Consider the following 13093-nt stretch of genomic DNA (forward strand, 5'->3'; position numbering starts at 1 on the left):
CGACACGGTTGCCTGGTGCCCGTAGGCTGCCCAGCGACGGGCCCCAGCCGGGGGGGCGCAGGCACGAGGCCACGAAGGAGGTCCTAGGTGGGCAACCCCCGGTGCCCCGCTCCCCGGGGCGGTCGGTCGTTCGCAGGCTCCCACAACGAACGGCGCGGGCACGCCAGTGCGCGCCGGCAGCGGAGCTGAGCCAGATGCGCGTCGCGGTGAGCGGATCGAGTGGCCTGATCGGCACCGCGCTGATCCAGGCGCTCCGAGCCAGGGGGGACGAGGTCCTTCGCCTGGTCCGCCGCCCGGCAGGCGCCCCCGACGAGCAGACCTGGGATCCCCGCGCCGGCCAGGCGCCCGTGGAGGCCCTGGCCGAGGTCGACGGCCTGGTCCACCTGGCCGGTGCCGGCATCGGGGACCAGCGCTGGACGCCCCAGCGCAAACAGGAGATCCGGGACAGCCGGGTCCAGGGCACCTCGACCCTGGCCGCAGCGCTGGCGGCCGTGGGCTCCTCGGGCCGTGCGAAGCCCCCCGTCTTCGTGAGCGGCTCGGCCATCGGCTACTACGGCGACCGCGGCGAGGAGGAGCTCGACGAGACCAGTCCCCCAGGGACGGGCTTCCTCGCCGAGGTCTGCCAGGCCTGGGAGGCGGCCACGGCACCCGCTGCCGAGGCCGGCGCCCGGGTGGTCCTGCTGCGAACCGGCGTGGTGCTCTCGGCGCGAGGCGGGGCCCTGGCGCGTCAGCTGCCGCTCTTCCGCCTCGGGCTCGGCGGCACCTTGGGCGACGGTCGGCAGTGGCTCAGCTGGATCACCCTGCGCGACGAGGTCCACGCCATCCTGGCCTGCTTGGACCGACCCGAGCTCGAGGGTCCGGTCAACCTCACGGCACCCACCCCGGTGCGCAACGCCGAGTTCACCCAGGCCCTCGGACGGGTCCTCAAGCGTCCGGCCCGCCTCGGGGTCCCCCGGGGCGCGCTCCGCCTGGCCCTCGGCGGCCAGCTCACCGACGAGGCCCTCCTGGCCAGCCAGCGGGTCCTCCCCCGTCGCCTGGTCGAGGCCGGCTTCGCGTTCCAGGACCCGACCCTCGAGGGGGCCCTGGCCACGGCCCTGGCCGACTGATCCCTGGCCGACTGGTCAGGTGGCCGCAGCGCTCCTCGCTTGCGCCACCGACGCTGGCTGGGCCCGGCGTCGCAGGACCCGGATCCGGGGTCAGCGGGGGGCCAGGTCCCGCACCGCCTGCTCGAGGTCGGGGGCGCCGGGCAGGAGGGCGAGGACGGGGACCGTGACCCCGTTGTCGACGTAGCGCTGGATGTGGGCCCGGCACTCCTCAGGGGTCCCGTGCACGATCAGCTCGTCGACCAGCTCATCCGGGATCGCCCCGAGGGCTGCCTTGCGGTCCCCGGCCGACCAGGCCTCCCACATCGGCGCCAGGATGTCCTCCCGCCCCAGCCACCGGTGGAACTCGGCGTAGACCTGGACGTTGAGGTACGCGGCGATGCCCATGCGGCCCACCTGCCGGGCCCGCTCGGCGTCGGTCGTCGGGCAGACGAAGATCCGGGCCACGATCTCCTTGCCCGGTCCGACCTCGGCGGCCACCTGGGGCACGTCCCGGGCGGCCAGCCAGTTGATGATGGCCCCGTCCGCCTCCCGGCCGGCCAGGCGCAGCATGCCGGGCCGCAGGGCCGCCACCAGGATCGGCGGCGGCTCGGCCAGCCGGCGGGCCAGCCGGAACCCCTGGACGGCGAAGGTCTCGTAGGTGGCCTCGACTTTCTCGCCCCGCAGGGCCTGGCGCAGGAACCGCACGGTGTCCCGCACCCGCTGATAGGGCCGGTCGAAGCGGCCGGCGTTCCAGCGCTCCACGATCACGTCCGAGGACGAACCGATCCCCAGGGCGAAACGCCCCGGGGCCAACTCGGCCATGGTGGCGGCCTGCATGGCCAGCAGGCCCGGACCTCGGGTGTAGACCGGCACGACGGCCGTCCCAAGGCGCAGGCCGGGCGCGGCCATGGCGGCCACCGCCAAGGGAGTGAACCCGTCGGCAGCGTTGGCCTCGCCGGTCCAGACGTCGCTGTACCCGAGCTCTGCCAGCAGGGCGTACCAGCGGGGGTGGTCCCGAAGGGGAATGTCGTCGAAGGGCACCGTGATCCCGTAGCGATCCATCCCCGCAGTGTTACACCCGCCGGGCACCCTGGGCCCGTGACCAGCCAGCAGGCGCTCCCCCTCGAGCTCGAGCCGCCGGTGCCGCCGGCGTCTCCGACCGTCGCCGTTCCGGGGCCCGACCGGGGCACGCCCGGGCCGATGCGCCCGGCGGTCCCCGGGGAACGGTGGCGCCTGGACGCGCACACCCGCTCGGTCGGCCTGGCCGGGGTGCGGGCCGCCCGCGCCGCCTTGGCCGGCACGGGGGGTCCAGGTGGCCCCTCCCCGAACCCCGCACCCCGGCGGGGCGCGGGTCGACGCTCGCTCGAGGTGTGGGAGGAGCCCCGACCTCTCGACCAGCCCGCTCGACGCCAGGGGACCCCGCGGGCCTCCCGATCCGGGCGGGCAGGACGGGGCCACCGACGGCCGGCCGCCGCCTGAACGGCCGGCCGTTGCCGAGCTCAGCGCCGACTACGGTCATGGCGGTGACCTCGTTGGTCGAGGAGCTCGGGTACGGCGAGCAGGACCTCGTGCTGATCCTGACGGCCGACGACCTGGGGGCCTGCCACGCCGTCAACACGGCGGTCTACGACGGTCTGCGACAGGGACTGGCGACGACCGCCGGCCTCATGGTGCCAGGCCCCTGGGCCCGGTCGGCAGCCGGTGCCTACCGGGGCGAGGACGTGGGCGTCCATCTCACGCTGAACGCCGAACTCGACTCGGTGCGCTGGGGACCGCTGACCGCCGCGCCCTCCCTGCTGGACGGTGACGGCGGCTTCCCCCGGACCCTGGCGGACCTCTGGCAGCACTGCGACCTGGACGAGCTGCGGCGGGAGTGCCGAGCCCAGGTCGAGCGGGCGATCGTCTGGGGCTTCGACGTGACCCACTTGGCGGCACACCTGGGCGCCATGTGGCTGCGGCCCGAACTCTTCGACGTCTACCTGGAGCTGGCGGTCGAGTTCCAGCTGCCGATCCGGCTCTCCGGGCCGAGCGACCAGGGACGGGCCGGGTTCCCGTTCCGGGAGCTGGCCGCCGAGGCGGGGGTGCTGGCCCCCGACGAGCTGCTGCCGTCGCCGGGCACCGTGGGGGCGCGGGCCGCCCTCGAGGCGCTCCTCGCCGACCCCCGACCCGGGGTCGTGGAGGTCCGCCTGCACCCGGCCCTCGACCAGCCAGAACTGCGGGCCCTGTGCCCGGACTGGCCGGAGCGGGTCGACGACCACGAGCTCCTCACCGGCGGGGGTCCGCTCCACGAGGCGCTCCAGGGCCCCGGGGTGCACCTCGTGGGCTACCGCCAGCTCCGGGAGGTCATGCGGCGGCGCACCAGCGCAGACCAGCCAACCCGATGAACGACGCTCCCGCTCCCCAGACCGGGCCTGGGCCCGAGCCGACGCCCACCGGGCACGGCGGGGGATCCGACCTGGCCGAGCTCCTGCGGGAGCTCGAACCGGGCTCCAGCCGGCTCCCGGTAGAGCCTCCGTCCCCTCCCCCGACGGGCAGCGGCCGGGGCGGCGGCACCGCCGCCCAGCTCCTGCGAAACGTGCTGGGCGCAGTCGTGGCCTTGGCGGTGGCCACGATGGTCGCCCTGGTGGTGGCCCAGAGCGTCGGGGCCGTGCGGTTGGGGTGGCTGGGGAGCGACGGGCCCCCGACCCTGCCGAGCTCCACGACCAGCTCAGGCCTGGCTCGCTGAGCCCGCCCCGGGACTGTCGGATCGCCGAGCGAGCAGCGAACCCCAAGTCGGCGAGCCCGCCAGGTGGGTGCGCAGCACCTCGCGCACCGGCTCGCCCCCAGGGCCCGTCCACCAGCCGAGGAGCCCGAGCACCGATCCGGTTCGACCCTCCAGCCGGGTCCGGCCCTGCATGTAGCTGACCGCCAGGGCCTTGGGGTCCCCGAGCAGGTCGGGCAGGTCGTCCAGCGCCGCCTCGACCACCAGGGCGGCCGCCGATGCCGGGGCGAGCCGACCGACCGTCACGGGCAGCTCGCCCGAGGGACGCCCCACACGGTCCGGGCTCGGCTCGCCCACCCACACCTGGGCGGTGCCAGCCTCGCCTGCACGACCACCCCGCCGCCCGTCACCGGCCGCCGGCGGGCGCAGGACGAACACCAGGGGCAGGCAGGGACACTCGGCCAGCGAGGCCCCCACGACCGCGGGCCGAAGGGCCTCGCCCAGCGCAGCTGCCAGCTCGCTCGCCACGGCGTCGAGCGCCGCCCGCCCCTCAGGGTCCCTGGACGGACCAGGTGACGCCCCCGGCACCGCGCCGTCACCCGTTCCGGTGGCCACGGGGCCCCGTCCCCGAGGGGGCTGTCGCCTTCGGGGCTGCCCCCGAGCAGATCGGGTCCTCCTCGGTCCCGACCCCGGCGAAGAGGTCGTCCTCGACCGGCCCGGGACCCAGCGGGGCGGGCAGGGGGGCCGTCCAACCCGGGGCCACCCGCAGCAGCCAGTACTCGTCGACCGGGTAGGCCTCGGCCTCGACCTCGGGAGGCAGCCCGAACCACCAGCGGGACGTCGGGTCCACCTGGGTCCGATGGGCGAGCAGGGCTTCGCGTCGAACGAGGCTGAACGCCCGGACGTCCACCTGGGTGGTCGGGGGTGGCTGGGGGGTGCGGGCCCGCTCCAGCCAGCGTTCGTCGAAGGGGGACTCCAGGCCCAGCTCCAGGAACTTCTCGTGCAGGGCCAGGACCCGACGACCCGAGAACCCCGAGGCGTAGACCTTGGCGACCTGCCAGGGTCGACCGGCCTCGGGATAGGCCTCGGGGTCGGCCGCCGCCTCGACGGCGGCCATGGTCACCTCGTGCACCCGCAGGTGGTCGGGGTGTGGGTACCCCCGCTGGTCCTCCGGGTAGGTCACCACCACCTGGGGCCGCTCCCGCCGAAGGACGGCGACCAGCCGGCCCACGGCTTCCCCGAGGTCAGCCTGGGCGAAACAGCGCGGATCGGCGTTGGCCGGGGTGCCGGGCATCCCCGAGTCCCGGTACCCCAACCAGACCAGCTCGTCATACCCGATCACCTCGACCGCCGCCTCCAGTTCCCGGCGTCGGATCGCCGCCAGGTCGGCACGGACCTCGGGCCGGTCCATGGCCGGGTTCAAGATGTCTCCCGCCTCGCCCCCGGTGCAGCAGACCAGCACCGTCCGGACCCCCGCCGCGTGGTACCGGGCCACGGTGGCCGGCCCCTTGGAGGACTCGTCGTCGGGATGGGCGTGGACGGTCAGCAGACAGCGCCGCGCCTGGTCCGAGAGGCTTCCCATCGGGACCCCACCGTACCCGGTGCCGGCCGTCGCCCAGCCGGCCCGTGGGTCACCAGCCGGGTCCCCGTCGGAGCCGGCGAAGCGGCCCGGGGCGAAGCCGCTTCGACCGACCCCTCCCCTACACTGACCTCGGACGACGCTCTCCGTCCGGCTTCCGTTCCAGGACGCGGGCCTCGGAGCGAGGACCGCAGGGGCGGCAGCCTCGAGGGCCGGCCGATCGAGGGCCGGTTCCTGGAGGGCAGGGAGCGTCGTGCAGGAACGAGACCTGGAGGGAGAGGACCGGAGATGGCCACGACCAGTCGCATCCCGGCCGACCACGGCCTGACCGTCCGGATGTTCATCACGGGCCTACTGCTGGTCGTGCTCTACGCGGTGGTCGGCGGGATCCTCTACGCCTTGGGGGTGGGCATGGCCATCGTGGTGGCCATCCCCCTGGCCCTGGCGGTCTGCCAGTACTGGTTCTCCGACAAGATCGCCCTCTGGGGCATGAAGGGCCACATCGTGACCCCCGAGGAGGAGCCGGAGCTCCACGGCATCGTGGACCGGCTCTGCGCCCTGGCGGACATGCCGAAGCCCCGGGTCGCCGTGGCCGAGGTCGACATGCCGAACGCCTTCGCCACCGGGCGGAACCCGAAGAACGCGGTGGTCTGCGCCACGCGGGGGATCCTGCGGCGCCTCGACGAGCCGGAGCTCGAGGCGGTGCTCTCCCACGAGCTGTCCCACGTCGCCCACCGGGACGTGGCGGTCATGACCATCGCCAGCTTCCTCGGCATGGTGGCCGGGATGATCACCCGGATGATGTTCTGGATGGGCCTCTTCGGCGGGTTCGGCGGCGGCTACGGACGGGACCGACGCAACGCCGAGAACCTGGCGATCATGGAGCTCGCCGTGCTGCTGTTCTCGGTCATCGTCTACGCCATCAGCTTCCTGTTGACCATGGCCCTCTCCCGCTACCGGGAACTGGCAGCCGACCGCTCGGGCGCCATCCTCATCGGTCGACCGGCGCTGCTGGCCTCCGCGCTGGTGAAGGTGAGCGGGGAGATGGGGCGGATCCCGACCCGGGACCTGCGCCAGGCGGAGCACTTCAACGCCTTCTTCTTCACGCCGGCCCTGACCAAGGGGACGAGCGTCTCGACCCTCTTCTCGACCCACCCGCCCCTGGAGAAGCGGCTGGAGCAGCTGGCCAAGCTGGAGCGGCAGCTGAACCAGGCCTGAGCCGTGGGACTCCTCGACACCATCCTCGGTCGGTCCAAGCCGGTCAAGCCGAACCTGGACCAGCTCTTCTCGCTGTCGGGGGCGGCCGTGACCCTGCAGGCCGCCACCGGCCTGGTGCCCTCGGGCCAGGCCGGGGTGTGCGCCAAACCCCCGACGGGGCCGAGCTTCGCCGAGATGCAGCGGGACATCGATGCCCTCTTGGCCACGGCCTCCATCCCCGGCGGTGCCGCCCCGGTGGGGCTCGACGTGGCCGCCGCCCCCGAGACCAATCAGCCCCTGCCCCTGGACGACGACGGCAGCGGCCTCGCCCTCGGAGCCGACACCCGTCTGCGCCACGCCACCGACTCCTTCGGCTACAGCTGGATCGTGGTCGACGGGGGATCGGTCGAGGACCTGGTCACCCGGGTCCACATGGTCCACAGCTCCTTGAGCGACGCCGGCTGGGGTCCGCAGCTGCTCTGCTCGGTCTTCGGCTTCCGGGCCGGCCCCGAGGCGGACCGGGACCTGGCCGGTCGACGGGTCTACCTCGTCTACCTGGCCAAGCGGGGCAGCTTCTACCCGTTCGTGCCCACCGGACCCCAGCGTCGGGACAACGAGCTGGAGCTGCGGATCCGGAGCGTGCTCGGGTCCGACCTGCCCTTCGAGGCCGACCTGAGCCGCTGGTTCCCGCTCTGGGACCTGCCGCTCGCCTGACCCGGCCCAGCGCCTGAGCCGACCCAGCGCCTGACCCGGCCCCGGGTGAGCCACCCCCACGAGCGGGGCGGGCCGGGCCAACGGGCCGCGTGCCCCGATCAGCCGGTCGGCGCGGCCGGCACCGGGGACCGAGCCTCGGGGTCCCAGGCGGGGAGCTGGCGGTCCCGGCGATCGAGTTCCGCCCGCAGACGATCCAGCACCGCTTCGGGGTCGGCCACCGGCCCCGCCGGCGTCAGCCAGGGCACCACGGCCGCGGGCCCCGGGAACCGCCACGGTCCCCCACCGTCCGGCCAGGCGGAGAGCTCGGCTGCCAACGGGCCGAGGTCCACCCGGGGCCGCATCCCGCTTGGCCGCCCCCGGCCGAGGCGGACCCAGGTCTCGTAGCGGAACCAGCACACCAGCCGGTCCTCGCCGACCAGGCAGACGCGGCTCCGGGGACTCGCGCTGTGCAGAGCGGCGGGGTGGACCGGCAGGTCGCCCAGCCCCCCACCGACCGGCCAGCAGCCAGCGCGTGGCCGCACCACCAGCAGGTCCCGCTCGGGCTCCTCGCTCAGCACCACCTGCCCAGCCGCCAGGGCACGCTCGCTGGCCCGCCAGCCGGCCAGCTCCTCGGCCAGCCCCGCAGGCCCGTCCGCGCCCGGCCGGGCGCCCGCACCGGCAGCCTCGCCGTCGGCTCCGGCCCGGGCCCAGCCCAGGACCCTTCGGGCCACCTCCAGGGCCTCCACCAGCGACCAGGCCTGCGTCGGCCGCGCCCCGGCCCGGCCGAAGCCCACCATCGGGTCGACCCCCAGCCAGTAAGCCAGGCCGAAGGCCAGCATTGCGGCCCGGGGATCCCGCACCACCCCGAAGTCCCCCACCCGAGCCGCCTCGACCAGCAGCGATCCCTCGCCCTCGGCCACCGACGGCTCGGCCAGCACCAGCAGGCCGAGGAGGCCGTCGACGTCCAGGTGGTCCAAGGTGGCACCCGCCACCCGCCGGGGCAACGGCCAGCGGCGGGACACGGCGGCCAGGGCGATCTCGGTCGACAGGTCCGCCCGGAGCGCCCCCGGGGTCGGCGTGCCCGGCCAGTGCGACAGGGTCAGGACCGTCCGGGCCCGGGGCGCCCCGTCGACCAGCACATGGGCCACCGGCTCGGCCACCGGCAGGTCCAGGACCGCGAGCGGCCGCTCGCCGAGCCGAACCCGCCGCCAGCTCACCCGCCCGGGGCGCCCGGCGCGGCCCCCGGCGGCGGCCCGCCAGGAGGGACGCCGAACGCGGCGAGCCGCTGGTCGATGGCCGCCGCCAAGGCCAGGTCCCGCCGGGTCAGCCCGCCGGCGCTGTGCGTCGTCACGGAGAACCCGAGCCGGCGATAGCGGAGGGTCAGGTCCGGATGGTGCCCCTGGGCCTCGGCTACCTCGGCGACGCACACGATCGCCGCCACCGCCTGCCAGAAGCTGGCCAGCTCGACCTCCCGGACCAGGGCTCCGCCCTCTTGGCGCCACGCCGGCAAGCCGGCCAGGGCCTCGGCCAGCTGGGCCTCGTCCAGCAGCTCCTCCGACCCCGCCATCGCTCCTCGGCTCCCCCGGTCAGCCCGGGTGCACCATGGCCTCGGGCCGCACCGCCTGGTCGAACTCCTCGGCACTCAAGTAGCCGAGGGCCACGCAGGCCTCCTTCAAGGTCGAGCCCTCCCGATGGGCCTTCTTCGCCACCTCGGCCGCCTTGTCGTAGCCGATCAGGGGGTTCAGGGCCGTGACCAGCATGAGCGAGCTCTGCAGGTGCTGCTGGATCCGCTGCCGGTCCGGTTCCAGGCCCTCCACGCAGAACTCCCGGAACGTGCCGCAAGCGTCGGCCAGCAGCTCCAGGGAGTGCAGGACGTTGTGGGCGATCACCGGCTTGCAGACGTTCAGCTCCAGGTTCCCCCGGCTGCCGGCCACGGCCACCGCCGCGTCGTTCCCCATGACCTGGATGCAGACCATGATCATGGCCTCCGACTGCGTCGGGTTGACCTTCCCCGGCATGATCGAGCTGCCCGGCTCGTTCGGCGGCAGGATCAGCTCACCGAGGCCCGCTCGGGGCCCCGAGCCCAGCCACCGGATGTCGTCGGCGATCTTCGTCAAGGAAACCGCCAGGGTGCGCAACGTGGCGCTCAGCTGCACCAAGGCGTCGTGGGCCGCCAAGGCGGCGAACTTGTTCGGGGCCGAGACGAAAGGCAGGCCGGTGATGGCCGCCACGTGCCTGGCGGCCCGTTCGCCGAACTCCGGGTGGGTGTTCAGGCCCGTGCCGACCGCCGTGCCCCCCAGGGCCAGCTCGTAGACCGCCGGCAAGCTGGCCTCCAGCCGGGCCAGGTCGGCGTCCAGCTGGGCCACCCAGCCGGAGAACTCCTGCCCGAGGGTCAAGGGCACGGCGTCCATCAGGTGGGTCCGGCCGATCTTCACGATGTCGGCGAACGCCTCCGCCTTGGCCGCCAGGGCGTCCCGCAGGGCCCGGACGGCCGGCAGCAGCCGGTGCACCACCTGCTCGGCAGCCGCGATGTGCATGGCCGTCGGGAACGTGTCGTTCGACGACTGGGACATGTTGACGTGGTCGTTCGGATGCACCGGGTCCTTCGACCCCAGCTTGCCACCCAGGCGCTCGATGGCCCGGTTGGCGATGACCTCGTTGGCGTTCATGTTCGTCTGGGTCCCGCTGCCGGTCTGCCAGATCCGCAGGGGGAAGTGGTCGTCCAGACGCCCGTCCCGAACCTCTTGGGCTGCGGCCACGATGGCCTCGCCCCGCCGCTCGTCCAGCTTGCCCAGCTCCATGTTCGCCCGGGCCGCCGCTTCCTTCAGGATGCCGATGGCCCGGATCAGGGGCCTGGGCATCGTGTCCCGGCCGATCGGGAAGTGCACCAAGGACCGGGCCGTCTGCGCCCCCCAGTACCGATCGGCCGGGACCTCGATGGCCCCCATGGAGTCCGTCTCGATCCGATGGCCCTCCTGGGCCCGTTCGCCTTGGTCCGTCACGCCGCTCCTCCCTTCGCTTCGATCCCCCCACGCCCCCTCGTGGCCGGCCGGCGGGCCGCCCAGCGGGCCTGGCCCTCCCGCACCACCGCCTTGGCCAACGCCACCTGCTCCGCCGTCGGCCCCTGGCCCTCCCCCGGCACCTCCAGGACCGCCGGCACCCTGGCCAAGGCCGGATGGCCCACGAGCCACGCCAGCCGCTCCTCCCCGATGCTGCCCTGCCCCAGGTTGGCGTGTCGATCCCGGTTCGCCCCCCGGGGCACCGCCGAGTCGTTCAGATGCACGCAGCGCAGCCGGGCCAACCCGATCCGTTCCTCCAGCTCGTCCAGGACCGCCTCGGCCTCCTCGGGCCCGCCGAAGTCGACCCCCGAGGCCCACAGGTGCTGCGTGTCCAGGCAGACCCCGACCCGATCGCCCGCATCCAGGGCCGCCAGGATCGAGGCCAGCTCCCCGAAGTCCCGCCCCACGGTCCCCCCCGCCCCGGCGCCCGCCTGGCGGGTCGCCGGCGCTCTCGAGCGCCCGGGCCAAGGCGGCCACGATCTGGTCCATGCAGCCGGCCAGCCCACTACCCCGGTGGCTCCCGACGTGCAGCACCAGCCCGTCGGCCCCCATGGCCGTCGCCAGCTGCAGGTTCGCGGCCAGCGCTGTTTCCGATCGAGCCAGGAGTTCGGGGTCGCTCGTCGCCAGGTTCACCAGATAGCTGGCATGGCAGAAGACCGCCTGCACCGCGTCCTGTTGGCTCGCCCAGCGCTCCCGGAACCCGGCGACGGCCGCCGCGTCGTGCCGGGCCGGCCGCCAGCTCCGGGGACTCTGGGTGAAGATCTGGACCGCCTCCGCTCCCAGCGCCACGCCCCGGTCCACCACGTCGGCCAGCGCCCCGCCGCCCCGGACGTGCGCCCCGACCACCACGACCGGGACGCTAGCGGGCCCGCCCCCCGGCCCGCACGACCGCCAGCCCCGCCCCCAACCGGGCCAGCCACCCCGTCTCGTCCCCCTGGGTGCCGCCAGCCCGAGCCGCCACCCCCAGCACCACCCCGGCCGCCCCCGACGCCGCGGCCCGCTCCCCCCGCCGGCGCAGCCCCGCCAGCACCCCCGCCACCTCCTCGGGCCGGGCCCGAAGCAGCCGGTCGGCGGGCAGGACCACCCAGGTCCCCCGAGCCCAGCCTCGTGGCCGGCCCCGCCCTGGCCCCTCCCAGGGCACCAGCCGCCAGGACCGCCCGCCCCGGCCCGCCGGGGGCACCAAAGTGGCCAGGCTGGGCCCCCCCGGCTGGCGCGGCGGCGGCAGGTTCGGGGCGCCCCGCAGCACCACCCGCCGCCCCTCGACGCTGGCCGGTGGCCGCCGAAACAGCCGGTCCAGTGCCCAGAGGGCCTCCTCCTGCGCTGCCGCTGACGCACCGGTGGCCGGTCCCTCCCCGACGCCCCCAGCCCGCCGCCACGCGCCCGGGCCGCCCCCCAGCACCAGACCGGCCCGCCCGCCGCTCACCCGGTCCAGCGTGGTCACTTCCTTCCCCCACACCCCCACCACCCGCTCCCCCCGACCCACCGACACCCCGCACACCAGGGCCACCCGGGCCGTCCGCTCCGCCAGGGCGCCGAGGATCACCAACGGGTCCCCCGCCCCGGGCCGCCCAGCGGCCACCACCACGAGCTCGGCCCCCACCCCCTCGGCCGCCACCCCGGCCGCCACCGCCCGGTCGGCCCCCAGGCCCGAACCGGTCACGACCAGCAGCCCGCAGCGCACCTGCCCACGCTAACCACCGCCCGGCCCGGGGCTCCGACGCCGCCACAGGCCCGCCTCCTCGACCGCCACGCCGACCCCATCCAGCTCCAGCAGCGCCAGGACCACCTTCGCCAAGGGCAAGCCCGTCGCCTCCACCAGCCAGTCCACCGTCACCGGCCGGCCCCCCAGCCGGTCCAGCACCCTTCGGGCCTCCCCGTCGATCCCGACCTCCCCGGCCCGGCTCGGGGCCCGGCTGCCTTCGCGTCCCACAGCGGCCGCGTCGCCCGGGCCCGTTCGCCCCCGGTTCGCCCGGTCGGCCGCCCCGGCGCCCGAGGGAACGGGCGCCACCCGCCCCAGCGCCGCGAGCACGTCCGCCGGCGAGCACGCCAACGCTGCCTGGCCCCTGGCCAGGAGCTCGTGACCGCCCGCGCTCGCCGGACTCGTGACCGGCCCGGGCACCACCAGCACCCTCGTCCCCTGCCGCCTCGCCTCCCGCACCGTCCGCAGCGCGCCGCTTCGCGTCCCGGCCTCCACTACCACCACCACCTCGGCCAGGGCCGCCAGGAGCCGACAGCGCATGGCCAGCGTCCAAGGCCGCTCCGGCACCCCGGGCGGTAGCTCGCTCACCAGCGCCCCCCGGGACACGACGGCCGCCTGCTGCCGCCGCTCGTCCCCGGCCAGGGCGCGCCCCAGCCCCCCGCCGACCACTGCCAGGGGCCCAGGACCGGCCGCCACCAGAGCCCCTGCGTGGGCCGCGGCCTCGATCCCCCGGCTGAGCCCCCCGGCCACCACCACGCCGGCGCCGGCCAGGGTCGTTCCGAACCACCTCGCCACCTCCTGGCCGTAGCCGGTGGCGGCCCGACTCCCGATGACCGCCACCACCGGACCGGCGCCCAGGGTCGCCACCTGGCCCCGCACGAACAGCACCCGGGGTCCCCCCCCCCCCCCCGGCGCTCGGCCAGCCGGGTCGGGAACCAGGGGTCGCCCGGCCCAAGGACCCGCACCCCGAAGCGGTCCAGCACCGCCCCCAGCCCACCTAGGTCCAGGCGCCGGGCGGCCTCCCGCCACCGCCCCTCGGGGTCCAGGGGATGCTGGCCCCCCCGCAGCGCCTCCCACGCC

General features: G+C 75.5%; 14 protein-coding genes and 1 pseudogene. 5 read left to right on the forward strand and 10 right to left on the reverse strand.

The genetic code is table 11. From position 1 onward, the window contains the following. The first annotated feature begins 194 nt into the window (after positions 1–194). Entirely contained in the window at positions 195–1106 is a 912-nt protein-coding gene (locus Acit_RS10755) for a TIGR01777 family oxidoreductase (RefSeq protein ID WP_248108955.1), read from the forward strand. A 90-nt stretch (positions 1107–1196) separates the two neighbouring features. Here Acit_RS10755 and Acit_RS10760 read toward each other — a convergent pair whose 3' ends face one another. Beyond that, complete coding sequence (locus Acit_RS10760) at positions 1197–2147, reverse strand: LLM class F420-dependent oxidoreductase (RefSeq protein WP_248108957.1); 951 nt, start codon at positions 2145–2147, stop codon at positions 1197–1199. Between the two features lie 461 nt (positions 2148–2608). Here Acit_RS10760 and Acit_RS10765 point away from each other — a divergent pair, with 461 nt between their 5' ends. Both Acit_RS10765 and Acit_RS10770 read left to right on the forward strand, forming a co-directional pair. Next, on the forward strand, positions 2609–3469 hold the full coding sequence (locus Acit_RS10765; RefSeq protein ID WP_248108958.1) for a ChbG/HpnK family deacetylase: 861 nt from the start codon (positions 2609–2611) through the stop codon (positions 3467–3469). Next, positions 3466–3810 (forward strand): hypothetical protein, encoded by a 345-nt coding sequence (locus Acit_RS10770; protein ID WP_248108959.1) that lies wholly within the window; start codon positions 3466–3468, stop codon positions 3808–3810. Before Acit_RS10765 ends, Acit_RS10770 begins: the two co-directional genes overlap by 4 nt. Here Acit_RS10770 and Acit_RS10775 read toward each other — a convergent pair. Together Acit_RS10775 and mca are read right to left on the reverse strand one after the other, a co-directional pair. After that, positions 3793–4401, reverse strand: a complete 609-nt coding sequence (locus Acit_RS10775; RefSeq protein WP_248108960.1) for a hypothetical protein — start codon at positions 4399–4401, stop codon at positions 3793–3795. The two genes, Acit_RS10770 and Acit_RS10775, sit on opposite strands and share 18 nt — an antisense overlap. Then, positions 4382–5368, reverse strand: a complete 987-nt coding sequence (gene mca, locus Acit_RS10780) for a mycothiol conjugate amidase Mca (protein WP_248108961.1) — start codon at positions 5366–5368, stop codon at positions 4382–4384. Before mca ends, Acit_RS10775 begins: the two co-directional genes overlap by 20 nt. 285 nt (positions 5369–5653) lie before the next feature. Between mca and htpX the strand changes: the two genes are divergently transcribed. Both htpX and pspAB read left to right on the forward strand, forming a co-directional pair. Next, positions 5654–6583, forward strand: a complete 930-nt coding sequence (htpX, locus tag Acit_RS10785; RefSeq protein WP_248108963.1) for a zinc metalloprotease HtpX — start codon at positions 5654–5656, stop codon at positions 6581–6583. Positions 6584–6586: 3 nt separating this feature from the next. Continuing rightward, entirely contained in the window at positions 6587–7276 is a 690-nt protein-coding gene (pspAB, locus tag Acit_RS10790; protein ID WP_248108965.1) for a PspA-associated protein PspAB, read from the forward strand. 98 nt (positions 7277–7374) lie between these two features. On the opposite strand, the gene Acit_RS10795 is transcribed toward pspAB, so the two are convergent. The 7 genes and pseudogenes from Acit_RS10795 to Acit_RS10820 form a co-directional block, all read right to left on the reverse strand. Further along, positions 7375–8472, reverse strand: coding sequence for a DUF6687 family protein (locus Acit_RS10795; protein ID WP_248108967.1), 1098 nt, complete (start codon positions 8470–8472; stop codon positions 7375–7377). Beyond that, positions 8469–8822, reverse strand: coding sequence for a 4a-hydroxytetrahydrobiopterin dehydratase (locus Acit_RS10800; RefSeq protein ID WP_248108968.1), 354 nt, complete (start codon positions 8820–8822; stop codon positions 8469–8471). The genes Acit_RS10795 and Acit_RS10800 overlap by 4 nt, the downstream gene beginning before the upstream one ends. 19 nt (positions 8823–8841) lie before the next feature. Continuing rightward, positions 8842–10257 (reverse strand): class II fumarate hydratase, encoded by a 1416-nt coding sequence (gene fumC, locus Acit_RS10805; protein ID WP_248108970.1) that lies wholly within the window; start codon positions 10255–10257, stop codon positions 8842–8844. Continuing rightward, entirely contained in the window at positions 10254–10820 is a 567-nt protein-coding gene (locus Acit_RS13220) for a TIM barrel protein (RefSeq protein ID WP_376746050.1), read from the reverse strand. Before Acit_RS13220 ends, fumC begins: the two co-directional genes overlap by 4 nt. Continuing rightward, positions 10768–11163 (reverse strand): annotated as a pseudogene (locus Acit_RS14000) (TIM barrel protein); the annotation flags it as partial. The gene Acit_RS13220 and the pseudogene Acit_RS14000, both read right to left, overlap by 53 nt. A gap of 10 nt (positions 11164–11173) precedes the next feature. Continuing rightward, positions 11174–11995 (reverse strand): LLM class flavin-dependent oxidoreductase, encoded by an 822-nt coding sequence (locus tag Acit_RS13225; protein WP_312710506.1) that lies wholly within the window; start codon positions 11993–11995, stop codon positions 11174–11176. Positions 11996–12004: 9 nt separating this feature from the next. Further along, complete coding sequence (locus Acit_RS10820; RefSeq protein WP_312710507.1) at positions 12005–12901, reverse strand: DNA-processing protein DprA; 897 nt, start codon at positions 12899–12901, stop codon at positions 12005–12007. Positions 12902–13093 lie beyond the last annotated feature (192 nt).

Origin of the sequence: Aciditerrimonas ferrireducens (assembly GCF_023130475.1) — a bacterium.
Lineage (GTDB): Bacteria > Actinomycetota > Acidimicrobiia > Acidimicrobiales > UBA8190 > Aciditerrimonas > Aciditerrimonas ferrireducens.

Bases quoted from the DNA above. Each gene is read 5' to 3' on its own strand.
- Acit_RS10755 (WP_248108955.1), top strand. From the start codon at position 195: ATGCGCGTCGCGGTGAGCGGATCGAGTGGCCTGATCGGCACCGCGCTG.
- Acit_RS10760 (WP_248108957.1), bottom strand. From the start codon at position 2,147: ATGGATCGCTACGGGATCACGGTGCCCTTCGACGACATTCCCCTTCGG.
- Acit_RS10800 (WP_248108968.1), bottom strand. From the start codon at position 8,822: ATGGCGGGGTCGGAGGAGCTGCTGGACGAGGCCCAGCTGGCCGAGGCC.
- mca (WP_248108961.1), bottom strand. From the start codon at position 5,368: ATGGGAAGCCTCTCGGACCAGGCGCGGCGCTGTCTGCTGACCGTCCAC.
- Acit_RS10770 (WP_248108959.1), top strand. From the start codon at position 3,466: ATGAACGACGCTCCCGCTCCCCAGACCGGGCCTGGGCCCGAGCCGACG.
- htpX (WP_248108963.1), top strand. From the start codon at position 5,654: ATGGCCACGACCAGTCGCATCCCGGCCGACCACGGCCTGACCGTCCGG.